At 47.0% G+C, this 22,226-nt stretch carries 18 protein-coding genes and 1 tRNA gene; 14 read left to right on the top strand and 5 right to left on the bottom strand.

Annotated elements, in window-relative coordinates:
* Positions 1-68: 68 nt before the first annotated feature.
* Positions 69-587 carry a porin family protein gene (locus L4D79_RS07880; RefSeq protein ID WP_428649640.1) on the top strand — a complete coding sequence of 173 codons (519 nt, stop codon included), beginning with the start codon at positions 69-71 and terminating at the stop codon, positions 585-587.
* 75 nt (positions 588-662) lie between these two features.
* Here the strand turns inward: L4D79_RS07880 and L4D79_RS07875 are convergent, their stop codons facing one another.
* Positions 663-1,073: a GNAT family N-acetyltransferase gene (locus tag L4D79_RS07875; RefSeq protein WP_428649637.1), complete on the bottom strand. Its 411-nt coding sequence runs from the start codon at positions 1,071-1,073 to the stop codon at positions 663-665.
* A gap of 196 nt (positions 1,074-1,269) precedes the next feature.
* Here L4D79_RS07875 and L4D79_RS07870 point away from each other — a divergent pair, with 196 nt between their 5' ends.
* From L4D79_RS07870 to L4D79_RS07840, 7 genes are all read left to right on the top strand, one after another.
* Positions 1,270-2,043, top strand: coding sequence for a hypothetical protein (locus L4D79_RS07870; protein WP_428649634.1), 774 nt, complete (start codon positions 1,270-1,272; stop codon positions 2,041-2,043).
* A 185-nt stretch (positions 2,044-2,228) separates the two neighbouring features.
* The gene (locus L4D79_RS07865; protein WP_428649631.1) at positions 2,229-2,435 is read left to right on the top strand and encodes a DUF3283 family protein; all 207 of its coding nucleotides are present in this window, start codon (positions 2,229-2,231) and stop codon (positions 2,433-2,435) included.
* Between the two features lie 181 nt (positions 2,436-2,616).
* On the top strand, positions 2,617-3,342 hold the full coding sequence (locus L4D79_RS07860) for a response regulator (RefSeq protein WP_428649628.1): 726 nt from the start codon (positions 2,617-2,619) through the stop codon (positions 3,340-3,342).
* Positions 3,343-3,371: 29 nt separating this feature from the next.
* A complete protein-coding gene (locus L4D79_RS07855) occupies positions 3,372-4,817 on the top strand; it encodes an ATP-binding protein (RefSeq protein ID WP_428649625.1) in 1,446 nt (481 codons plus the stop codon).
* 3 nt (positions 4,818-4,820) lie between these two features.
* Positions 4,821-6,068, top strand: a complete 1,248-nt coding sequence (locus L4D79_RS07850; protein ID WP_428649622.1) for an ABC transporter substrate-binding protein — start codon at positions 4,821-4,823, stop codon at positions 6,066-6,068.
* 198 nt (positions 6,069-6,266) lie between these two features.
* Positions 6,267-6,788: a SixA phosphatase family protein gene (locus L4D79_RS07845; RefSeq protein ID WP_428649620.1), complete on the top strand. Its 522-nt coding sequence runs from the start codon at positions 6,267-6,269 to the stop codon at positions 6,786-6,788.
* A 104-nt stretch (positions 6,789-6,892) separates the two neighbouring features.
* Positions 6,893-6,983, top strand: a tRNA-Ser gene (locus tag L4D79_RS07840).
* Positions 6,984-7,132: 149 nt separating this feature from the next.
* Here L4D79_RS07840 and L4D79_RS07835 read toward each other — a convergent pair.
* On the bottom strand, positions 7,133-8,170 hold the full coding sequence (locus L4D79_RS07835) for a LacI family DNA-binding transcriptional regulator (protein WP_428649617.1): 1,038 nt from the start codon (positions 8,168-8,170) through the stop codon (positions 7,133-7,135).
* A gap of 338 nt (positions 8,171-8,508) precedes the next feature.
* Here L4D79_RS07835 and L4D79_RS07830 point away from each other — a divergent pair, with 338 nt between their 5' ends.
* The 5 genes from L4D79_RS07830 (at position 8,509) to L4D79_RS07810 (ending at position 15,783) form a co-directional block, all read left to right on the top strand.
* The gene (locus L4D79_RS07830) at positions 8,509-10,929 is read left to right on the top strand and encodes a PA14 domain-containing protein (protein ID WP_428649614.1); all 2,421 of its coding nucleotides are present in this window, start codon (positions 8,509-8,511) and stop codon (positions 10,927-10,929) included.
* A gap of 13 nt (positions 10,930-10,942) precedes the next feature.
* Entirely contained in the window at positions 10,943-12,028 is a 1,086-nt protein-coding gene (gene bglB / locus L4D79_RS07825; RefSeq protein WP_428649612.1) for a beta-galactosidase BglB, read from the top strand.
* A gap of 58 nt (positions 12,029-12,086) precedes the next feature.
* Positions 12,087-13,589, top strand: coding sequence for an MFS transporter (locus tag L4D79_RS07820; protein ID WP_428649609.1), 1,503 nt, complete (start codon positions 12,087-12,089; stop codon positions 13,587-13,589).
* Between the two features lie 66 nt (positions 13,590-13,655).
* On the top strand, positions 13,656-14,555 hold the full coding sequence (locus L4D79_RS07815) for an ROK family protein (protein WP_428651742.1): 900 nt from the start codon (positions 13,656-13,658) through the stop codon (positions 14,553-14,555).
* Positions 14,556-14,583: 28 nt separating this feature from the next.
* Positions 14,584-15,783, top strand: coding sequence for a sugar MFS transporter (locus L4D79_RS07810; RefSeq protein ID WP_428649606.1), 1,200 nt, complete (start codon positions 14,584-14,586; stop codon positions 15,781-15,783).
* A gap of 127 nt (positions 15,784-15,910) precedes the next feature.
* Here L4D79_RS07810 and L4D79_RS07805 read toward each other — a convergent pair whose 3' ends face one another.
* Positions 15,911-16,102, bottom strand: coding sequence for a hypothetical protein (locus L4D79_RS07805; protein ID WP_428649604.1), 192 nt, complete (start codon positions 16,100-16,102; stop codon positions 15,911-15,913).
* A gap of 398 nt (positions 16,103-16,500) precedes the next feature.
* Between L4D79_RS07805 and L4D79_RS07800 the strand changes: the two genes are divergently transcribed.
* On the top strand, positions 16,501-17,337 hold the full coding sequence (locus tag L4D79_RS07800) for an enoyl-CoA hydratase/isomerase family protein (RefSeq protein ID WP_428651740.1): 837 nt from the start codon (positions 16,501-16,503) through the stop codon (positions 17,335-17,337).
* A 1,345-nt stretch (positions 17,338-18,682) separates the two neighbouring features.
* Here the strand turns inward: L4D79_RS07800 and L4D79_RS07795 are convergent.
* Entirely contained in the window at positions 18,683-19,654 is a 972-nt protein-coding gene (locus L4D79_RS07795; protein WP_428649601.1) for a glycosyl hydrolase family 18 protein, read from the bottom strand.
* Positions 19,655-19,775: 121 nt separating this feature from the next.
* Positions 19,776-22,076 carry a GH92 family glycosyl hydrolase gene (locus L4D79_RS07790; protein ID WP_428649598.1) on the bottom strand — a complete coding sequence of 767 codons (2,301 nt, stop codon included), beginning with the start codon at positions 22,074-22,076 and terminating at the stop codon, positions 19,776-19,778.
* Between the last annotated feature and the right edge of the window lie 150 nt (positions 22,077-22,226).

Genomic DNA, 22,226 nt, shown 5'->3' with positions numbered 1-22,226 from the left:
GTATTTTGCTGTGATACGCACTACGCATAATAAGGATGCGGTTAGATTATTTTCGAAGGATAGGAAACATGAAAAGACTAGGGTTAGTGGCGACGTTATTACTCTGCGCAACGCCTGCTTCAGCAGATCTGCTGGGTATTTCGGTCGGAGCGGCGGTGGGGGGCGCTCGCGTTGAGTATCAGGGCAATGACGATACCGGTGTTGAGTATGGCATTAATGGTGCCTACCACATCAATGATATTTTTAGTGTTAATGCCGGTGTGGTGCAAGGAAGTGCTGATATAGATGCACCGAACCAGGTGGCAAAAAATGAAATTGACTATACGTCATTCCCGTTAACGTTAAGGGCGGACTTACCCTTGGTGATCGGCAGTGTGTACGGAAAACTCGGGACCAATTACTACGATTATGATGTCGATCAATCTGGCCAGCCCAGACAAAGTGAAGACGGTTGGGGATTTGCAGGTGGGGCAGGCGTTGTTTTTACCATGTTGCCGTTTATCGACCTTTCATTGAATTATGAATATCGCGATATGGGGGATGTAACCAATAACTCAATCCTGTTCGGTGTCAGTGCTGGACTTTAACAGAGTCAGTTTTCCGCACTGGCTTGGCAGTGCGGGCTCCCCCCTGCAATCTCACTAAAGTACAAGACAATCACACTAAAGCACAAGTTTTAGCCTCAGCATGTCTTTATGCTGGATGCCGTTTTCCATCACCGGCTCCTCGTAATGGTTTAGGAAGAAGTCCTTGTCTATGCTGACCACCCTGAATCCCTCTCGCTGATAAAAAGCCAGCTGGTAGCCAAATGTCCCTGTTCCCAGAAGCAGTTCTTGGGCTTTTTTCTGCCGCGATTGTGCAATCACAAATTGTAGCAGCTGTCGGCCTATCCCCTTTCCTTGAGAGCCAGGGCGAACCGCGATGTTCATCAACTCAAGGGTTATTGCTGAATGCGGCTGTAGGACACAGACTCCGACGGTTTCTCCCTCTGATACAACCGTATAAATATCCGCATTACAGAGGTACTTACGTATTTGGTTTTCACTGGGATCAGCCTCAAGTAACAATGCCATTGGCGCGATCTCGGCGGGTATTTTTTGAAAATGCAGTGTTGGCATAATTAATAAATCAATAAGTATCAAATACTGTTCGATCTTACCGCATCACCATGCATTTCACCTCTTATTCAAAACAAGATTCTGATCACCATAATGAAAGCCGTTTTTTTGTACTATGAGGTCAGTCCAGAAAACACCCCGGAGGTGCCCGATGAGCAACTATGAGCATTACCAATCCACAGTTGAGCAGGTATACCGGGCCATTATGCGGAAAGTCGCTAAACCTTGGCATATCGAATATCTTCCTTCGATGGAAAAAAGCCAACAAGCACTGAAACTGGTTTCTCCTAAAGGCACTGTTTGTCAACGCCTGACCTTACCCATCTCATCAGCGCAGCTGTGCTGGCCGAATCAAAGTGATGTTAGCCAGCATATTACCGAGTTTGTCGTCAGGGGGGCAGCCCGTCTTGCTCCGCTTCGCCAGAGTGCTTTCCGCAATAATTTCCCATATTGGCTAGAAACTTGTCTTCAGCAGATCCATGGCTTGTGTGATGTGAAAGAGAAACTGGTCGATATGGTTAGCAACGTACGTTTCCCATTCCCGAGCCAAGTCAATATTGAAGGCAACTACTTGCCATGTTGGGTATGGAGCGAAGATCAGGGTTATATGGCCGTATCGGTCGTAGATCGCCGTACAGGACGGTTTACCGGGGTACGCCATGTTGAATCTCAGCAATTGATAAACCAAGAGCGCTGGCTGGGTGCCCAGGTTATTGACTCGGTAGAAGAATCGATTGATACCATCGAGCACTATGTCAATGAGCTAATCCAATCCCAGAAGAAGGCCGATTTTGAAGAGCCAAGCTTGGCTGATGCTATTAGTAACCCGTGCGCAGCCACACTTAGCCCTGTGGCTAGTGTAGCGCTGACAATGGCCGTGGTTGCTGGTTTCTTTATCACCTTTAAGTGGTTGCTTGGATTCTGAGTCCTGAACCTTGAAACCTGAACCTTGAATCCCTGACTCCACCGGTTTACTGAGCCCGTAACTTTCCCCTTGTTATCATGGGGACGTTGCGGGCTTTTTCGTTGCTAATACCTTAAGAGTACCTTGGGAATAAAGGGGGATTGGGATAAAATCGCCACCGGATTGATCGGAATAGGATGTAGAGCATGCATAATTTAACCTTGCTTTCAGAAGCAGAAAAAAATCGGGTGGAACTGGATAAGCAGGCCTCCTACTCCGTTTGGCAGGTAAAGAATGGCAAGAAAGGCTATGAGGTGTTTGCCGAAGTCGCTGGCAATATTGCTGATGACGACGAACGAGAGTTTTTTGAGCAAGCGGTGTCGAAGTACAAGATCAAGATGGGTGTTGCATAAGATCCACCGTGTAATCACTAGTGGCAAACGTTTGCTACATTTGTCATTTTTATCTATTCAGATCATGATAATAAGGCGCGGTACGCGCCTTTTTTGATTCAGTTTGCTATGTTAGCGCACTGGCATGATTTGGCGTTGGTATATTGCCTTTTGGTATGGCGCTGGGCAGAAGGAAGATGTAATGAACACAAGCAAGAAGGTTCTTGTTGTTGATGATGACCAGGAAATTCGTGAATTGCTGGATGAGTACCTTACCAAGGCGGGGTTCACTGTAATCACTGCTGCTGAAGGGGAGGAAATGAAACGGCGCCTGGCAATGGGAACCCCTGATTTGATCTTGCTGGATGTGATGATGCCGGGTGATGATGGTTTTACCCTGTGCCAATATATCCGTAAAACCTCGGATGTGCCTATTATCATGCTGACCGCTGTTTCTGACGAGATGGATCAAATCATTGGGTTAGAGCTGGGGGCGGATGACTATATCGCCAAACCGTTCAGCCCGCGTCAGTTGATGGCGCGTATCAAAGCGTTATTGCGTCGTGTAAAGCCGACCGAAGCGCAACAGATGCCATCGGTTCCCAAGGCTATTCGGTTTGCCAACTGGCGTCTGGATACCGCAGCCCAGCGTCTCTATGATTTGGACAAAGAGAAAGACTACGAGCTCAGCGGCAGTGATTTCGCGTTGTTGATGTTGTTTTTGACGCGTCCTAATGAAGTGTTGGATCGCGATACAATATCTTTTGCAACCCGTGGTCGCGAAGCGACGCCGTCGGCCCGCAGCATCGATGTTCAGCTGAGCCGTTTGCGCCAGCGTTTGGGGGATAAGGGTACCCAGCAGCGATTGATCAAGACAATCCGTGGCAACGGCTACTCATTCAATGCCGAGGTTACCTACGAGGAATAAACAGCCTCGAACAGCTGGTGGTTTTATCTATGAATATTCGAAAGTGGTGGCCAAAGTCCCTGTTGGCCCGCACACTCTGGTTCACCCTGCTGGCGGTCTTTCTGGCCCAGGTTATTGCGACCAGTATTTGGTATGGGCAATCGAAGCAGCGTGATTTGGCAGGTTTGGAGTCGGCCTCGGCCAGTATGGCCAACATGTTTGCGTCGACCGTGACCTTTTTCCAATCCTTGCCTTTGGAATACCGCCATATTGTGTTGGATCAGCTGCGTAATATGGGGGGAACTCGATTCTTTGTTTCCTTCAACCAAGAAGAGATCTTGATTGATCCTATCCCTGAATCTTTGATGAAGAAGACGGCCGTCGGAGCTTTCGAGGAAGTGCTCAGTGAGAAGCTTCCTCTCCTTGATGTGATCCGGGTGGAATTTTCCCGTCCTGAAACCTTGCACGTCCTGAAAAATGATATTTTGCTCAGCGATCTTCCACGCTCATGGGCGCACTATACCCTTAGTCTTGAACCCTTTAATCCGCCGATTTTGGTGGTGCAGTTAGAGTTGGCTGAAAATGAATGGTTGTATATCGCCGCCCTATTGCCGGCCCCTTACGTGACCTTGGAAGATGAAATCATTACTGGCCAGCAATTGGTGTTTATGGTGTTCATGACTGCGTTGCTGTTGGTGTTCACTTTCTTGATGATCAGACGCCAGACCAAGCCGCTGAAGCGGCTTGCGAATGCAGCGAATGCCATGAGCTTCGATATTTATCAGCCGCCGTTAACCGAAGAAGGGGCGACAGAACTGGTGACGGCGACACGGGCATTTAATCGGATGCAGTCGCGGGTACAGCGTTACATTGATGATCGTGAGCACCTGTTTTCGTCTATATCACATGACTTAAAAACGCCGATCACCCGCTTGAGGCTGCGTGCTGAGCTGATTGACGATGATACTAAGGTGGAAAAATTCAATCGTGATCTCGATGAGTTGGAGATGATGGTCAAAGGTGCGCTGCAAACGGTGAAAGATACCGACTTGCATGAAAACCTGACTCAGGTGGATCTGAGGGAGCTGCTCAACAGTATTGCTGAGCGCCATAACCACCAACACATCAAGGTGGTGATCCCGCAAATGAAAATTGCGCCGCTCATGGGTAAGCCTCTTGCTCTTAAGCGCTGCTTCAGCAACTTGATTGATAACGGGGTGAAATATGGCGATGAGGTGAAATTGATCATCGTCGACGAAAAAGATTCGCTGATCCTGATTATTAAAGACAAAGGCCCTGGTATTCCCAATGAGTCACTTGAAACGGTATTCGAACCTTATGTTCGTGTCGCAAAAGATGAGGAAGGCCACGGCTTGGGGTTAGGGATAGCCCGTAATATCATTCACGCCCATGGTGGTGATATGGCTATTCATAATGCGGTAGATGGCGGCCTGGAAGTGAAAGTCTATATTCCCCGCTTGTTGAAAGAAGATTAAGCAATGAACATGAAACATACCTTGATATCGGCTTTGTTGATGCTTAGCAGTAGCGCCGCTTCTGCGGGAGAAGTAGAGGTCTTGCACTGGTGGACATCGGGTGGTGAAGCCCGATCCGTCTCTTTGCTGAAAGAAAAAATTCAAGCCCAAGGCAATCAATGGAAAGATTTTGCCATTGCGGGTGGGGGAGGCGAGAGCGCGATGACAGTGCTGAAAACTCGCGCGGTATCGGGCAACCCGCCTTCGGCAGCGCAGATCAAAGGCCATGATATTCAAGAGTGGGGTAGATTGGGCTTCCTTACTGATCTGAATGATGTCGCCGCAACGGATCATTGGTCGAAGATCCTGCCGCCTGTCGCCCGTCAAATCATGATGTATGACGGTGATTATGTGGCTGTGCCGGTCAATATCCACCGGGTTAATTGGCTATGGGCTAACCCTAAGGTGTTTGCCAAAGTCGGGATTGATGTTCCTAAGTCGCTTGATGATTTCTTTGTTGCTGCCGAGAAACTCAAACAGGCTGGGTATGTCCCATTGGCCCATGGCGGCCAGACTTGGCAAAACGTGACATTATTCGAAGCGGTGGCTTTGGCGGTATTGGGCCCTGCTGATTATCAGCGAGCGTTTGTCGAGCTGGATATGTCGGTGCTTGGGGGTGATAAAATGGTTGATGTCTTTACCCAGTTCCGCCGTATACGTAATTATGTCGGTACCAATTACCGGGGCCGAGATTGGAGTACGGCGACAGCCATGGTAAGCAGCGGTGAAGCCGCCATGCAAATCATGGGGGACTGGGCCAAGGGCGAATTCGAAGCGGACGGTAAAGTGCCGGGGCAAGATTACTTGTGTGTGGCTGCACCGGGAACGGAGGGACTGTTTACTTACAATATTGATAGCTTCGCCTTCTTCAAGCTAACCGATGAAGCCAACAGCCAAGCCCAGAAGGACTTGGCCAGAGCAATACTTGATAAGGAATTCCAGTCTTCCTTCAACCTCAGCAAAGGTTCAATTCCGGTTAGGATGGACATGGACTTGGCTGAGTTTGATCTGTGTGCCAAAGATTCACTGGTGGCGTTCAAGCATAGCAGTCAATCCGGTGGCTTGGTGCCGAGTGTCTCTCAAGGGTTGGCGACAACCAGTTACGTCCAAGCCGCTATTTTTGATGTGGTCAGCAACTTTTTCAATGCCAAAACGGCTGATCCCAAACAAGCCGCTGATCGTTTAGCTCGAGCGGTCAAGTCTGCCATGTAGCGGTGTATTGAATCGCGTGATGACTTTGCAGGGTTGCCATAATGGCAACCCTTTTTTGTAATCGAAACAGCCTTCTTTGTTGGATTTCATATACTAATAGCAAGCATTTAGGATGTAGCTAGATGCGTGATGTATGAGTTTGGCGGGTTTCGAGCTGGAGTGGCTAGGGAATCAGCCTGTTCTGATAAGGGGAGAGCAATGAAATTATTGTTTTTAGTCCGTCATGCGAAATCTCGATGGGACGAGCCATCACTAGATGATCACGAACGGCCTCTTAATAACCGAGGTTTGAAAAATATTCCGAAGATGGTCCACCGCTTGAATGGCTGGCAACAAGGACCACAGCTAATTGTCACCAGCTCGGCGCTGCGTGCAGCACAAACCGCCTACCTGTTTGCTGAAAACCTTACCTGTACGCCTAAGCTTGAGTCGAATTCGACGATTTATACCGAATCGGCGTTTGAACTCATGGATATTATTCGCGATACCAGCGATGTGGTTGACCGGTTGATGCTGGTGGGCCATAACCCTGCGATTACCGTACTGGCACAGATGTTCGGTTTCAAAGGAGACAATATACCCACCTGCGGTGTGGTGGTGTTCGGCTTTGAGGTCGACTGTTGGCAGGCTATTGCCGAAGAGCAGGGGACCATGTTCTATTATGACTACCCTAAGCGGACTCGACTTGAAAGCATTAAGAAGGATACCGAGTTAGATTGAGAGTGCAAAACAACCTGGTTCGCTGCGTTTTGTTGAAATGATAACCATACGGTTTTTATGGGGTTTACAGCTTTAGTAAACCTCTATATTATACGCCGCACAAAGGAGAGATGGCTGAGTGGTTGAAAGCACCGGTCTTGAAAACCGGCATACGTTTGTAGCGTATCTAGGGTTCAAATCCCTATCTCTCCGCCAAATTCTAAGGCCTTGTCGAAAGACAAGGCCTTTTTCGTATGCGTTGAGCTAAGTGAAATGGGTTTTGAAACAAATCCTCCATACCTTTAGCACTCCGTCAAATTCAAAGAAGCCAGCTTAATTGCTGGCTTTTTTACATCTGTCGCATGCTACCTTTCGAATTCCTTCACACTCTCTCGCTCAATCAGCTTACAGCTAAGCTCGAGGTGGGTGTGGTAGTCCCTTTTCTCACCAAAGCATATTTGCCTCTCCAGTATGCGTAGGGCTTCGGCTGGAAGTGACTCGAAAGGCAGTTTCATCGTGGTCAATTGGGGCTCGATCAGATCAAGCGGAAGAATGCCATCCATACCCACGATGGAAATATCCTCGGGGATACTATAACCGTGTTTCTGCAATGCCAACATGGCGCCGAGGGCGAGGCCATCGGTGACGCAAAATAGTGCGCTTATCGGCAGGGAGTCAAAGTTGGAGAGCCATGCCTCGACTGCAGCTTCAGCGGCATCATCGCTAAAATCATCTGCAGTAATACGGTAATCAGGGTTGATTGGCTTATTGGCGTTGTACAAGCTATCGCGGTAGCCATTTTCACGGAGGTAAATCGTCTGGCGACCAGAATAGCTGAGTAAGCCGATGTCTTGGTGGCCTTTGTCTAATAAATGATTGACTGCGGCCATTGCACCATAGCGGTTACTGACCCCGACAGAATCAACATTCATAGTTCTGTCCTCCCCATTGATCAACACTGTGGGGATATGATGATCACTGATGACCGTGAGTAATTCAGATTGATCAGCCCAGACCACAACGATACCGTCGTATAGCTGCTTGTCGAGAAGTTGATGTAACTTTTGCACGGATAGGCGATTTGCTTCGGTCAGGAACGAAGTGAGCGTAATATTCTGCTCATTGCACGCTTTCTTGATTGATTCTACCAGGGCGTAGGAAATCATGTTCCCGCTGCGATTCAGCACCGCATCGCGGGGGGTGACCAATAGTAGCTTTTTGCCAGCGAGGGAAGGGGCTTCAACCGTTTTGTTTTTTCTTACTTTATCCAGATATCCCGTTGCTTGTGCGATATCCATTATCTGAGCTTTAACTGGTTGGCTAATGGTGGCCGTCCCGTTCAGCACTCGTGAAACCGTGCTGACAGAGACACCTGCCTGCTGTGCAATATCTTTTAAAGTCACGCTGAATTTATTCTCATTATCTGATGCCGTTTTTGGCAGTTTACCATGTCCTCACCACTTTTTGCATTGATTGCCCACCCTTGTGCAAAATTTGCATTCTGTGGGGCGGTTTTATGATGTGGGCCATGCTTTTGACACTAAATACGGTGTCCTTATGTGACCTTTATCACTGTTGTTGCGGTGCCTAATTGAGTGGGTGAGACGGTAATCTCGAAATCACACTATGCAACGAATGCAAATATTGCACTCATGCTCTGTGGTTGTAAAATGAAACAACATTTTGAAATTGAGTTGTAACGATGCAGAACGCTAGCTGGAAGATAAATCAAGGTGATACCTTGACTCGATTTTTGGTTTCACAGCCAATACAACGCCGCTTCGGTCAGTTTGAAGAGCATGAAACCATGGTTGACCGTGTGCAATATAAGTTCAAGAACGGCTTTGTTGATGTTGGCGATTTACCTTGTCGCAAAGTGTTTTGGCAATCGATGGCTAACCGAACCGTGAGACTGGATGAGAAGGCGCCGGTTGAACAGGTATATTTTGCTAATGGCAGCCACAAGGTCGATTTCTCCGGTTTTATCCATATTCCCACTCATGAGCAGCGCTGGGCCGAAACCACTTTATCGGTGGCAGAATCTGGAGAGTATCGCTTCCGACTAGCAACCTGTGGCGGGGTCCGAATTTGGGTGAATAGCGAATTGGTCTGCACCTTTACTCCCTTTCAAAGAAATACCGAGCAAGAAACGGAAGTGGCTTTGCCATTGAGCTCGGGGTCAAACGTAGTCGTAGTCCATGCCGAAGAGCTCTATGAGCGCGATACCCAGTTTTTATTCGAGCTTACCTCGTTGGATCAGCGTACTGTCGATGCAAGTCTTGCCAATATCGATAGCGAAAACCTAGCAACGCTAGAGTCATTCGTCTCGCAGCTGGTATTTGAGATGAATGTGGCCGATCACAAACTGTGCTTTGATAGCGCGAGCCAGCTGCAAGGCTTGTTCGAGGTATCTGGCGTAGTCAGTGGGATGTCGAACGAGGAAGAAACCCATGAGTCTGTGTCATCTCAGGCGATCAGCGAAGGGGATGCACATTTCAGTGTCGACTTACCGACCTCATTGAAGCCGGCACATTATTCGGTTGCTCTGACATTCTGTTGGCAAGGTATTGAAATTACACGTCACTTCGGCATTAACATCATGCCGGGTGAGAAAGCACCATCTAGCATCTCACTCTCTAAGCGTAAAATGGATGCGCTCGACTACACCGCAAATGAAGGTATGGATATTAGCGGTAAGCTGTTGGCACTGCTTGCGTTAAACCAACACCCAGACAAAGCGGCTTCGATTTTGAATCGTACGCTGCAAAAGATAAGTGTCCGCGAAGACTGTTCTGATTTTTGGATGGTATCTGTACTTTGGGCTTGGCATAAACATCGCTATACCCAGTTGCCGGATAAACTGTGGGAGCGAACCCGATCCTCTATCTTGGGTTATCGTTATTGGCTAGATGAGCCAGGCAACGACTCGATGTGGTTCTGGAGTGAAAACCATGTCCTTTGCTTCCATGTGTCGCAATTACTGGCAGGGCAGTTTTTCCCTCGAGAGCAATTTCTTTGCTCTGGCCGCACCGGTGAGCAGCAACAGACAATTGCCACTGAGCGCTTGCACTGTTGGTTCGACCATATTCTTGAGCATGGTTTAACGGAATGGAATTCGTCTTGCTACTACCCAATTGACTACATCGGATTGTTCGCACTTTATGAATTGGCTGAGTGTCCGTCTATTCGTGAGAAAGCGAAAACTGTGATTGATCGGCTGATGCTAATGGGAGCGCTTCATTATCAGGAAGGCGTCGCTGGCGGCACAATGGGCAGGGTTTACGAAAAAGAGCTGATGGCCAATGAGATGACCGAGTTGGCAGGGTTTGGTCACGTTGCGTGGGGGCAGGGCTGGCACACCCGTATGTGTGCATCACTCCCGATGTTTTGCCTCAGCCAATACCAACCATCGGCGTTGACCCATGAAGTCGCGACATTGTCGGGCCGTGAGACAGTAGAGGCCTACTACACACAAGGGATGGATCGCTGCGGTAAAGTGATGGCGTGGAAACAGCAGGGCGTGACGTTATCCAGTGTTGTCGACCACCATACCGGGTTGCCGGGACATCAGCAGCATGTAGTGGATGTGCAATTTGCCTATAACCCGAAAGCGCGATTGTGGATTAACCATCCGGGCGAGGATGTCCCCGGTGGTGATGGCCGACCGTCATACTGGGCGGGGAACGGTATTTTGCCAAGGGTTATGCAGCACCAGCAGAGTGCCATGATGGTGTATGACTTGGGGGACGCCCCACGCTTGGGCTATACCCACCTGTATTTGCCAGCAGAAAGTCTTGATGAAGTTTTGATTGATTCGCACTGGTGCTTTGTCCGCTCGGGGCAAGCCTATGCCGTGATTGGCGCATCAAGCCCAATTGAACGGGTCGAAACCGGTATTACCCGGGGAAGGGAAGTACGTTGCTACGGGACTAAAACTGCTTGGTTTGTATCGGTTGGTACCCTGACGGGAGATTTTGCGTCAATTATCGAACAGTGGAAGCAAAAACATATCGTACTTAGCGGGGATAACAGTGACTTAACGGCAATGGTCACAGGACCAGCCGAACAGACATTCACGCTTTCTTGGTCTGGTGAATGTTATATCGATGAACAGCCTTGGTTATTCCCAGAAGACGCCGATGTAAACCCAATTGTAAAATAATGGTAGTAGTAAAATGAATAACAACCATGTTGAACTTCTTAAGCAGTTAAGTTCTGGTCTTTGTGGATTAAAGGGCATTGGTAATTTTAATCCATGTTCAGATAGTGAAATAAAAATTGAATTTGAAGAATGGGAGTGGGAAATAGGCGTTGGTATATATGGCTTATACCAATATGCAGAGTATACAAATAACAAAAATCTACTTCGTGCATTGGAAAGTTGGTTTGAGTCACAAATTAAAAAAGACTTGCCTGAAGCGCAAATTAATACTACTGCACCCATGATCACGCTTGCTTTATTAGCAGAAAAGAGCGAACGACAGGATTGGTATCCATTAATTAATGACTGGGCGGATTATTTAATTCACTCCTTACCACGTGTTTATGACGGTGGGTTTCAACATGTAGTTAAAGAGAGGCTGAACGAAGGGCAGCTGTGGGATGATACCTTGTTTATGACCGGTTTATTCCTTGCTCAGGCTGGTAGGTTATTAAATCGACCAGAGCTAATTCATGAAGCGGAGCTTCAGTTTTTAACCCATAGCCAATACTTGGCCGATAAGAAATCAGGGTTGTGGTTCCACGGTTGGACAGCGGAAGGCAGCCATAACTTTGCCGAAGTTTTTTGGGCGCGGGGCAATGCGTGGATAACCGTGGCGATCCCAGAGCTTTTTGCTTTGGTTGGCGAACAGCTAAATCCAGCGGTTAAGCAGCACCTAGTGTCACTGTTCAGGCGGCAAGTAGATACCTTGGTTGACTATCAAAGCAATAACGGTATGTGGCACACCGTACTGGATGATGATAGTTCCCCACAAGAGTCATCCGCTGTTGCGGGCTTTGCCTATGGCATGCTGCGAGGGTGCCGGGCAGGGCTGATTGAGGAAAAAGAGGAACAGCGGGTTACTCAGTCAGGACTGGCTGCATTAGATGCAGTGATTGCGAGAATTGATAGTAAAGGAATTTTGTTAGAAGCATCGGATGGCACGGCAATGGGGCATGATATTCAGTATTACTTTGATATTCCCAATACTCCGGTTCCCTATGGGCAAGCCTTGGCCATGATGTGTATTACAGAGTTAATTCAAGGAGAGTGGAATTAATTAATAACTACTCGCCCTACAACAACGTAATAAACTTATAAATTAAAAAGGCAGCGTGATGACGACACAAAAAAGACAGGTCGGATGGAAAAATATAATAGCATGGGGATCCGGTGATATATTCGGTAGTGGTGCAGGGACCATTATTGGCCTGTGGATGCTTTACTTCTATACACAGGTTGCGGGTCTTTCACCAATTGAAGCCGGTTTAATATTTGCAATCGCAAAAGTATGGGACGGTTTTACTGACCCGATCGTTGCTTATATTACGGATAATATAAGAACACGTTTTGGACGTCGCCGTGTATTTATTCTATTCGGTGCACCCTTCCTTCTCGTATTCGGGTTAATGTTCATTTCAGGCTTTGGCTTTGGCTATTACTTAGCGACGTATTTACTATTCAACACAATGAACACCATAGTGATGACACCGTATAGTACGCTGCCAAATGAAATGACAGATGATTATCAAACTCGTACTAAGATGAGTAGCTGTCGAATGACGTTTGGCCAGATCACGGCTTTCCTTGTCACGTTCATTCCTGGGCTCATCATGGCTAGGGTTACCGATCAGGCCGAAGCCTTTATGTATATCGGCGCACTATTTGCGGTAGTCTTCACTTTACCGTGGGTCTTTATTTACCGCTATACATGGGAATGCGATCCGGCTTTGCTACCGCCTAAAGAAGATGTTGGCGGCTTCAAAGATACGCTGATCCACCTCTATAAAGAAATGGCGACAACTTTCCAGCTGAAAGCCTTCCGTTTCCACTTAATGATGTACATCGGCGGTTCGGTTGCGCTAGATATTTTCGGCTCGCTGTTCATGCACTACATGACCATGGTCATTGGTATTACGCCAACCCAGGGCGGTACCGCACTGAGTGTTATGACTGCCATGCAGTTTGTCGGTGTCACTTTGTTTACTTGGGTTGCACTTAAAGCTGGCAACTCAAATGCCTTCAAGGTTGCCATTGTCTTTATGCTGACTAGCCTCGCATACTTTGGCCTTCTACCTGGTTTAGGTGGAGACATGGCGTTGCTGGTGCTGGGCGGTGCTGTGATTATGGGTCTGGCCCGTGGTGGTATTTACCTTATCCCTTGGGTGGTGTTCAACTCTATTCCAGATGTGGACGAAGTCCTATCAGGTAAACGTCGAGCTGGTATCTTTTCGGGTGTGATGACCCTTGGTCGTAAGATTTGTCAAGCAACAGCCATGTTGATTGCGAGTATCGGTTTGCAATTCCTTGGCTTCGAATCGGGGGTCGAAGTACAAACACTGGATACAATCAATGGTATCTACTGGTTATTCCTATTAGCACCGACCGTTTTGGCTTTGCTCGCACTATACGGGGCCATTCGATTCAAGCTGAACAAGGAGAACCATGCAGTTTTGGTTGCTGAAGTGAATCGTCTGAAAGACGGCGGCTCGAAGGAAGATGTACCAGCGGAAGCTAAGCAGGTTGTTGAAATGCTGACTGGCTGGGAATACGAATATACCTGGGGCAATAAGGCTGCAAGAAAGAAAGTCAATAATAGTTTGCTAGAAGCTTCGAAGTAAAACATTCAGGGCAGGATTACCTGCCCTTTTTAATCTCATTAAGATAATTAATAGGCATTAACCATGATTAGGTTTGGCTTGGATATTGGTGGAACAAAGATTGAAATTGTGGCCTTCAACGATGAAGGTGAAAATATTTATAATCAAAGAATCAAAACACCAGATAATTACCGAGAGTTCGTTGTCGCCGTTTGTGATTTAGTCTATAGAGCTGAAGAGCAATTAAATAGCAAAGGCAGTGTAGGAATCGGTATCCCGGGGACAATCTGTTGCGATACAGGCCTTGTTAAAAATGCCAACTGCACTTTTGTTAATGGGCAGGATCTCCGCAATGACTTGCAAGTCAAATTAGAGCGAGAGGTGTATATTTCCAATGATGCAAATTGTTTTGCGCTTTCCGAAGCCTATGATGGTATTGGCTGCGAGGCACGTGTTGTATTCGGTGTGATCTTAGGGACAGGTTGCGGCGGTGGCTTGGTGGTGAATAAACAGGTCTTAGTCGGGCCGAATGGTATGGCTGGTGAGTGGGGGCATAACCCTTTACCGAGTTATAGTCTGGCTGCCGATGGGCAAGAGCAGCAGTGCTATTGCGGTAAACGAAACTGTATCGAACGTTATATCTCGGGGACTGGGCTAGAGATGCAATATCTACAACGCTTTGGTGAGGCGCTGCCGGCGGCTGATATTATTGCGGGTATGCAGGCAGGAGAGATGAGTTGCCGGTTGGCTTACTATCAATTAGTGGATCAAATCGCCCGTAGTTTCGCCACGATCATCAATATGGTGGATCCTGATGTGATCGTTATTGGTGGTGGCCTTTCTAATGTCTCCAGCTTATTCGACGATATTCCAAAAAGCCTTCCCCAATATGTCATGGGCAATACGTGCCGTACTAAAATCTTACCAGCTCGTTTTGGCGATAGTAGCGGCGTTCGTGGCGCAGCGTGGCTGCCTCTTGCTCGATAGTTTTTCCTCTTTATTTTGACCGTATATCATGGAACTAACCACTAAATTACCGCGCCAGGGCATATTGCCAATTACATTGTTAAGTTTGGTGTTCTTCCTCTGGGGATTGTTGACATCACTCAATAGCATGCTGGTGCCTTTTCTAAGGGAAGCCTTTGAACTCAATTACGTTGAATCAATGTATATACAGTTGGCTTTCTATATTGCGCCATTCTTAGTTTGTCTGCCTACCGCATTCTTAATGGGAAAAACAGGCTATGTCCCCGTTATACAGCTGAGCTTGGGGTTATTAACCCTAGGATGCTTCCTTTTTGTTCCAGCATCCTCTTTGTTGTCATACCCACTGTTTTTGTTGGCTATTTTTGTACTGGCCCTAGGTATTGCAGCATTGCAAGTTGCCGCAAACCCTTTTGCTGTTTCACTGGGTTCTGCGGAAACGGCAGCATCAAGGCTGACTTTCTGCTCTTCGATTAACTCGGTAGGGACGACATTAGCATCGGCCATTGGAATGGGCGTCTTCATGGCTGCTTTGGCTCAAGGTAGCGATGATGCGGTTGCCTCTGTTCAGCTTCCTTACCTATTGATGGGGGGCGTAGCCGTGATACTGGCCAAGTTATTCAAATTCTTACCTCAACCATTGAACGGGAAGAGTGCTTTAGCACATAGCCGCTGGCAAGATTTGTTCAAGCACCGTGTTTTTCTCTATGGTGCGCTCACTATATTTTGCTATGTCGGGGTAGAAGTTGCCGTCGGTACTTTTTTAATCAGCTATTTGACCGGTGGCGAGGTAATGTCATTACCGTCCACCCAGGCTGGGGTCTTTGTGTCACTGTACTGGGGAGGAGCATTACTCGGTCGATTGTTTGGTAGTTATGCCTTCAAGAAAGTCGATGCGAGAAAAGTACTGGTTGTGAATGCGACGCTTTCGATTTTGTTGGTATTGGTTGCGGTGTTATATCCAGGCTGGGTTGGTGCTTGGAGCCTGACGTTGGTTGGCCTGTGTAATTCAATTATGTACCCCGTTATTTTTGCGACAGCCGTGAAAAATTTGGGTGATTTGGCCGGCAGGGCTTCAGCCATTCTGATTATGTGCGGTGTGGGAGGCGCCTTGATTCCACTGGCCCAAGCGCTATTGGCTGACAGTATCGGCTTGGTTCAATCGTTCTTTGTACCTGCGTTAGGGTATGTGGTGATTTTTGTATTTGGTGCTGCCGGAAAAACGCAATAGCCTGGTGGTGCTCTCGATAAATCTGGACCGAGGAGTATTACCAGCAGGTTTTGACTGTGCTTGAAAAGGGAGAGTTATAGGGGGAAGATTAAACACTCTTCCCCTTATCACTGCTTTTTAAGAATGGCTATAGCAGCCCAGCTTCACGGGCTTGGTGAAGTACCGCCGGTTCTACGAGCGCATAGGCAGCATCCCACAAGGAGGCGATATAGAGTTTCTCCTTTCCTTTGGCTTGTCGCTCCAGCTGATCAAGTTTATGTAGCTCTTCTAGGGTTAATGGTCTGGTAAATAATTCCTTTGCTAGTTTAAGTTTTTCCATCTGCCTAACTCCGCAATACTAAATTGCAAAGCTAGCTGCACTAAGTCAATTTTTGCCGAACTTGGCAAGACGGTGGTGCCAGCAAACTTTTCAATTTAGGCTTAATCAAGGCTTACAACACCTAAAATCAAGCCAATTGTAGGCAGTGACGATTCTTAGTTTCTTTGTTCTAACTTTTATCTATACCCTAGCGGGTGAAGCCTTGTAATAGCGTGATCGATACCGCAGTTGCTGGTTTTTTGACCGGTTTTGAGTGGGGATTAGATCTAGGTTAAATATCGGTAGCTGTCGTTGTAGAGAGTTACAGAGAAAGGTTGACTGGAATAGCAATTTATTCATTTTACTTAGGCATATAACTAAAATGAATGTCACTGAAGGGAGGCGTAATTGTGAACGACATGAACTTAACACCGGTGTCTGCTGGCCAACTATTGACCCGGCGGGAGCAGGGCGTTTTGACCATTACCATGAACCGTCCAGAGAAACTTAATGGCTGGACCATGGTGATGATGAATGCTCTTAAAGAGGTTTTTGACAAGGCAAACAATGAAGATGGCGTCAAAGCTGTCATTCTTACCGGAGCAGGAAACTATTATTCTGCCGGGGTGAACCTAAGTGGTACTTTGAAGGTCATGGCGCCACGTAAATTGCGTGAGTTAATTGCCGAAAATAACCAAGCGCTGTTTGAGCTCTTCCTGGGTTGCAACAAGCCACTGCTGATTGCGGTGAATGGTCCTGCGATTGGTGCCAGTGTGACATCTGCCACATTGGCGGATGGTATCGTTGCGGCCGATAATGCGACATTCTCAACGCCGTTTGCAGCCTTGGGGGTCACTCCGGAAGGATGTTCCAGTGTACATTTGCCTCGCTTGATTGGGAAAGAAAGTGCGCAGCGCATGCTTGGCGCTGAAGGATGGAAACCTGATGCTCAGCAAGCACTGGTTATCGGGTTGGTTCAAGGTGTCGTACCGCAAGCAGAACTCATGGAAAGGGCTGAGTATATTGTTCGACAATGGCTTGAAGAAGGGAAGAAGCGAGAACTCTTGGCGGGAAGTGAGCTCGATGAGCTTCGAAAGGTGAATGCCCATGAGTCTCAGCAGCTGGCCGATGCCTTCTTAAAAGCTGCCTTTCTTAAACACCAAGCACAGTTCTTATGGCGAAAGAAAAAATTTATGCCGTCAGTGGTGTTCTGGCTGCTTTGGGGATTGAGGCCTGTGTGGCGGTTTGGGCTGTAATCTGAGGTCTGGGCTGTAATTTGAGGTTTGGGCTGTAATTTGAGAATGCTTGCTGGTGGCAGACCGCTTATTTCTGCCACCAAAAGCTATTCCGATAAATTAACTAAATTATTTTTCGTTTTAGTTATGATCTCTTCAAGATAGGTTAACTCCGCGATGTCATCATCGGAGATTGCATTAAAATATCGCCAATGAAGATTAATTAAATGTTCAACGTAATATTGCTGTTTTAGCTTGATATCGATGCCATTAGAGCCTTTCATACTGCTTAACCTTATACCTCCGGTTCTTTTTCACCACTTTTTATCAATTGCACTTCCGTCATAGATGTATGTGAAAGAATAATGGAAGAGCAGTTACTACACTGATATTTTGCATATTTGTTTTTGAGCAGTCGCTCTAATCTACTTCTGTGTATTCGGTGAAAATGAACAAGCCTGTTGCACGACGGGCAAGTAAAGTAATTCATGGTGTTCCTTATGCTATTCTTTATTGCAGATGCACTTACGTAGAGGTGTTCTATATCCACAAACACAAATGAGGGTGTTTGTTTCTGAATCAATTAAAAAGCAATCAATCTGCCCGCACTTGGGACATTTTATTAGTTGGCAGTCGCAAACTTCTTTTGACATCCTGATTGTCATCTCGTGTTTTTTTGGAATCAATATCACAATGATGCACGGCTTCCTCAATATATACAGTGATCTTTGTCTCACTTATTGATGTGAAACTTATTGCTGTTTTACTGTGTATGCATTTTTGTGCTTTGCGATACACAATGGTGTGCTAAGTGTATATTTTAAAATGAAATTAAATAATCGGGATGTTTGTTCTGTATAAATAAATAGACACCTAATTATTACTAGTGCTTTCGGGAGGTGCAAAATAATGCACACCTTGATTGTATAGTGTACATTTTATAAAAGATGGTGCATTGGTTTTAATAAACATAATACTTTTTAGTTTGCGATTTGTTATCGGCTTGTTTTTGCAATATACAAAATCGTCTTGAAGAGTAATAACCAATTACTTTTATCAAAAAATATTTTAACACTCCATTTAGGTCTATCTTTGTCTCATATTTCGGAAGAAAGGAGTACGGCGATTAAAAACGAAATAACAGCGAGATCTTAATTTCATTTCAATGATTAGGTTTGAATGTTTGAATGTTTGAATGTTTGAATGTTTGAATGCTGGCCTAATAATGGAAATTATCTCGGCAGTACTAGCGAACGCGACTAGGATCGCTCGTAGCAGAGAAGATGCACTTTGAAAGGCCAGATAGCACATGACGGCAAGCTACTATCTGGCACATACTTGGTAAGCGAGTATGGAAATTATCGGGCTATTGGGTATTGTCGCGGCCCATTAATTGCCACATTTCTTTTGCGATGGAGTAGTGCGGTGTGCCTTGTTGATCCAAGCTGTCGGTATCCAGTCGCCAAGCAAAAATGCCCCGTGCACCGCGTTGCTTGGCAATGTCCACAAAGGCTGCAGGTGCGTCTGCTGGGCGGTCATAGCTTTCGCTGGCTAGGCCGATCAGCATTTTCGATACCTCAACGCCAGTTTCCTCAAATTGATCAATGAAGTCGAAGCGGTTGCCCCAGTAGGTTTGCAAATTAACATAGTCGAAGTGCTGGTTAACCAACTCTCCATCCCAAACATCGAGAGAAGTATGGTCCGGGGTGATGGTAAGCAGGTAGGGGTTATTACCACGGCCATCTTCTATGCTGGCGAGATCGATGCGTTTTCTCAAGGCCAAAACCAAATCGGTAAACTGGCTTAGGTTTATTGGGTCGGTACCGATTTCGTAATCCATATCAAAGCCGTCGAGCTGATGGGCGCGGATCATTGTAATAACGCTTTCGGCAAAGACGTCTGGGTCTTGAGCACTTTTCCAGTAGTCTTGCATGCTCCAGCCTTCGGAGATCAGAAGCTTGATATCAGGGTTTTTAGCACGTGCCAGGGTAACAATCTGATCGATGCGCTCTTGATCAGTATACGGGGCTTCTTGGTGGGCGTTTTCATACCCGAGTTCATAAATACCATCACCATCTTTATCATAGGGATGGGCGAAAGCGATATAGACGAAGTCCATCAAATCAAAAGGAGTTTCTTCTCGCAGTCGTTTGTCCCAGTTGTCGTCGAAAATACCAAAAAAATGGCCGATCAGTTCGGTATTTGTGGTGATTTTAGAGTCAGTACTATCACTGCTGCTGTTGCAAGCGGTTAGCCCCAGGCCGGCGATGCCTAATGTGGCGGCGATTAATGCGGTTTTCATAACGTTAATGGTCGGTGATGCAGGTTGTCTGAACATGGGTTCCTTCCTTAGAAAGATGAGAACATAAAGGTTTCCGTAAAAACGGTGAAGGGCATGAGAGCACGCCGCAGCAGACGGCTGAGACGCGCGTTCATGGAGATAAGCGATGTCGCTACACTTACGGCTGTGGTGGTGTTGAGGTCATGACAAAGTGCAGGTTGCCGCCGGGCTTGAATTCACTGTGATCGAAGAATAAATCTTTCGTCAGTGCTTTGCCGTTAATGGTGACAGAGTCAATATAGAGATTGCCGGGACCATTGTTCTGTGCAGTAACGGTGAACTCACCGCCTGCAACGGGGATTGTCGCCTCATCAAATAACGGGCGGCCTATGGTATAGGTTGTGCTGCCTGGCGTGACCTGATAAAAGCCTAATGCACTCATGACATACCATGCCGACATTGCGCCTACATCTTCGTTACCAACAATCCCTTCTGGGGTTGCAAGGTAGAATTCCTCAAGTATTTGATCGACATATTCTTGGGTTTTCCAAGGTGTCGTGGTGTAGTTATATAAATAGGGCACATGCTGGTCCGGCTCGTTACCATGCACATATTGGCCGATCAGCCCTGTCATATCGCTGGTGCCTTCTTGCTCCTCGGCATTGAATAAGGCATCGAGGTTTTCTCTAAAGGCTGTTTCTCCACCCATTACCGATTTCAACCCATTGATGTCATGCGGGGCGAACCAGGTCCATTGCCAGCCATTACCTTCGGTGTAGTCACCGGTTTCATGCTCGGCATTGTAAGGGTCATAAGGCGTTCGCCAACTGCCATCCAACATCACAGGGCGCATGAAGCCTGTAGCGCTATGCTCGGTATACTCCGCTGGGTTGAAATCGAAATAGCGCTGATAGCCTTTCGCCCGCTCCATGTACATGTTGTAGGCAGGATCGCTACCCGCGAGTTTGGCAATTTGGGCGATACACCAGTCGTAGTAGGCATTTTCCAAACCGTAAGAGACCGATTCCTTGGTTTCATCCGCAGGCGCATAGCCTATTTCTTCAATGTACTTAATATGCGGCGTCATGACTTTATTGAGCAAGTCTTGATCCCAGTGCTGGAAATCTTCCGGGTGCCAGGTAGAGCTGGCAATACCAGCTTCGAGTGCTTCCAGTTTTTGTTGTTGAGTGAAGGCGTCGGGGTATTTGATCATCGCATCAGCAATAATGGCTACAGCGGGATAACCGACCATGGTACCCGTGTAGTTACTGTGTAATTCCCATTTCGGCAGCAGGCCGCCTTCTTTTTGCTTTTCAATGAGGTTGAGTGCGTACTCTACAGCGCGGTTGGGTTCGGTAATGGTTTTCAAGGGATGCAATGCGCGGAAGGTATCCCACATGGAATACACCGTATAATTGGTTTGCCCTTCAGGGTTGGTATAAGTGGCTTTGTCCATCCCCCGATACTGACCATCGACATCTTGGTGGATCATTGGTGCGAGTTTTGTGTGGTAGAGGGCGGTATAGAAGATGGTTTTTTGATCTTCACTGCCACCTTGAATGTGGAACGGATCTAGGCTTTCTTGCCAGCGTTGCTCTGCTTGTTGGTGGGCAAGGTCAAAACTCAAGTCACCCGCTTCGGTAGCTAGGTTGGCTTCAGCGCCGGCTGTGCTGACCGGGGAAAGCGCAACTTTTATTTCTAGCGGTTGCTCAGATGGCTCGAACTCGATGAAAGCCACCACGTTTTTCCCGTTGGCGGTATTGCCGCCTACATCTTGGCCTTCATCGGTGATCTGGTACTGCTTGATCGGGGAAGAGAAGGTCGCTACAAAATACACATGCTGATCGGCCGCCCACCCGCCGCTGATCCTTTTACCAATGACTGTCTTGTCATCAATGAAAGTGATTTCATTTTCTAGGCTAACGCCGCCCCAGTCTTCGTTTAAGGTATGACCAAGATCGATTTTCAGTTTTTGTGGTTGATCGGAAGGGTAGTGATAACGGTGGAGACCAACCCGTGGAGTTGCGGTGAGCTCTGCTTCAATGCCTGAGTTATCGAGTGTCACTTGGTAGTAACCTGCTGTTGCTTGCTCGTTCGACTTTTGAAATGCAGACTTTTGGTGCTGATCATCCTGACTGTAAGGCATAAACAGTATATCACCGAGATCACCGATGCCAGTCCCGCTTAAGTGGGTGTGGCTAAAACCATAGAGCGTGGTGTCATCGTAATGGTAACCGCTGGACGAGTGCCAGCCTGTTAGATGGGTATCGGGGCTTAGTTGGACAAACCCTTCGGGCACAACGGCACCAGGGAAAGTATGGCCATTAAACCCGGTGCCAATAAATGGGTCAACATACTCTAGGACATTGACGGGTTGTGTTTTGCTGCCATCATCGGATTGACTGCTATCAGAATTACAACCTGCTAGTGATGCCAGTGCTGCTGAAAGAGCTATTGCCAGTATGTGCTTATTAAACATAACAGACCTCTTGATATGAAAATATAGTGATTTAAAAAGAAAGTGATGCAAAAAGAAAATGTAGAGTTGTTTACTCATGTCTATTAATACGTTGTGTTGAGTAAATTATTGCAATGCTTATTATCAGGGCTATAGAAAACGTTAATAGTG

This window comes from Photobacterium satsumensis, assembly GCF_050336935.1.
Taxonomy (GTDB): domain Bacteria; phylum Pseudomonadota; class Gammaproteobacteria; order Enterobacterales; family Vibrionaceae; genus Photobacterium; species Photobacterium satsumensis.
Note: the sequence above shows the minus strand (reverse complement) of the source record. Positions and strands in the feature narration are given on the sequence as shown.

Bases quoted from the DNA above. Each gene is read 5' to 3' on its own strand.
- bglB (WP_428649612.1), top strand. From the start codon at position 10,943: ATGAATAACAACCATGTTGAACTTCTTAAGCAGTTAAGTTCTGGTCTT.
- L4D79_RS07810 (WP_428649606.1), top strand. From the start codon at position 14,584: ATGGAACTAACCACTAAATTACCGCGCCAGGGCATATTGCCAATTACA.
- L4D79_RS07800 (WP_428651740.1), top strand. From the start codon at position 16,501: ATGAACTTAACACCGGTGTCTGCTGGCCAACTATTGACCCGGCGGGAG.
- L4D79_RS07820 (WP_428649609.1), top strand. From the start codon at position 12,087: ATGACGACACAAAAAAGACAGGTCGGATGGAAAAATATAATAGCATGG.
- L4D79_RS07870 (WP_428649634.1), top strand. From the start codon at position 1,270: ATGAGCAACTATGAGCATTACCAATCCACAGTTGAGCAGGTATACCGG.
- L4D79_RS07790 (WP_428649598.1), bottom strand. From the start codon at position 22,076: ATGTTTAATAAGCACATACTGGCAATAGCTCTTTCAGCAGCACTGGCA.
- L4D79_RS07805 (WP_428649604.1), bottom strand. From the start codon at position 16,102: ATGGAAAAACTTAAACTAGCAAAGGAATTATTTACCAGACCATTAACC.
- L4D79_RS07795 (WP_428649601.1), bottom strand. From the start codon at position 19,654: ATGTTCAGACAACCTGCATCACCGACCATTAACGTTATGAAAACCGCA.
- L4D79_RS07845 (WP_428649620.1), top strand. From the start codon at position 6,267: ATGAAATTATTGTTTTTAGTCCGTCATGCGAAATCTCGATGGGACGAG.
- L4D79_RS07860 (WP_428649628.1), top strand. From the start codon at position 2,617: ATGAACACAAGCAAGAAGGTTCTTGTTGTTGATGATGACCAGGAAATT.
- L4D79_RS07865 (WP_428649631.1), top strand. From the start codon at position 2,229: ATGCATAATTTAACCTTGCTTTCAGAAGCAGAAAAAAATCGGGTGGAA.
- L4D79_RS07880 (WP_428649640.1), top strand. From the start codon at position 69: ATGAAAAGACTAGGGTTAGTGGCGACGTTATTACTCTGCGCAACGCCT.
- L4D79_RS07875 (WP_428649637.1), bottom strand. From the start codon at position 1,073: ATGGCATTGTTACTTGAGGCTGATCCCAGTGAAAACCAAATACGTAAG.
- L4D79_RS07850 (WP_428649622.1), top strand. From the start codon at position 4,821: ATGAACATGAAACATACCTTGATATCGGCTTTGTTGATGCTTAGCAGT.
- L4D79_RS07855 (WP_428649625.1), top strand. From the start codon at position 3,372: ATGAATATTCGAAAGTGGTGGCCAAAGTCCCTGTTGGCCCGCACACTC.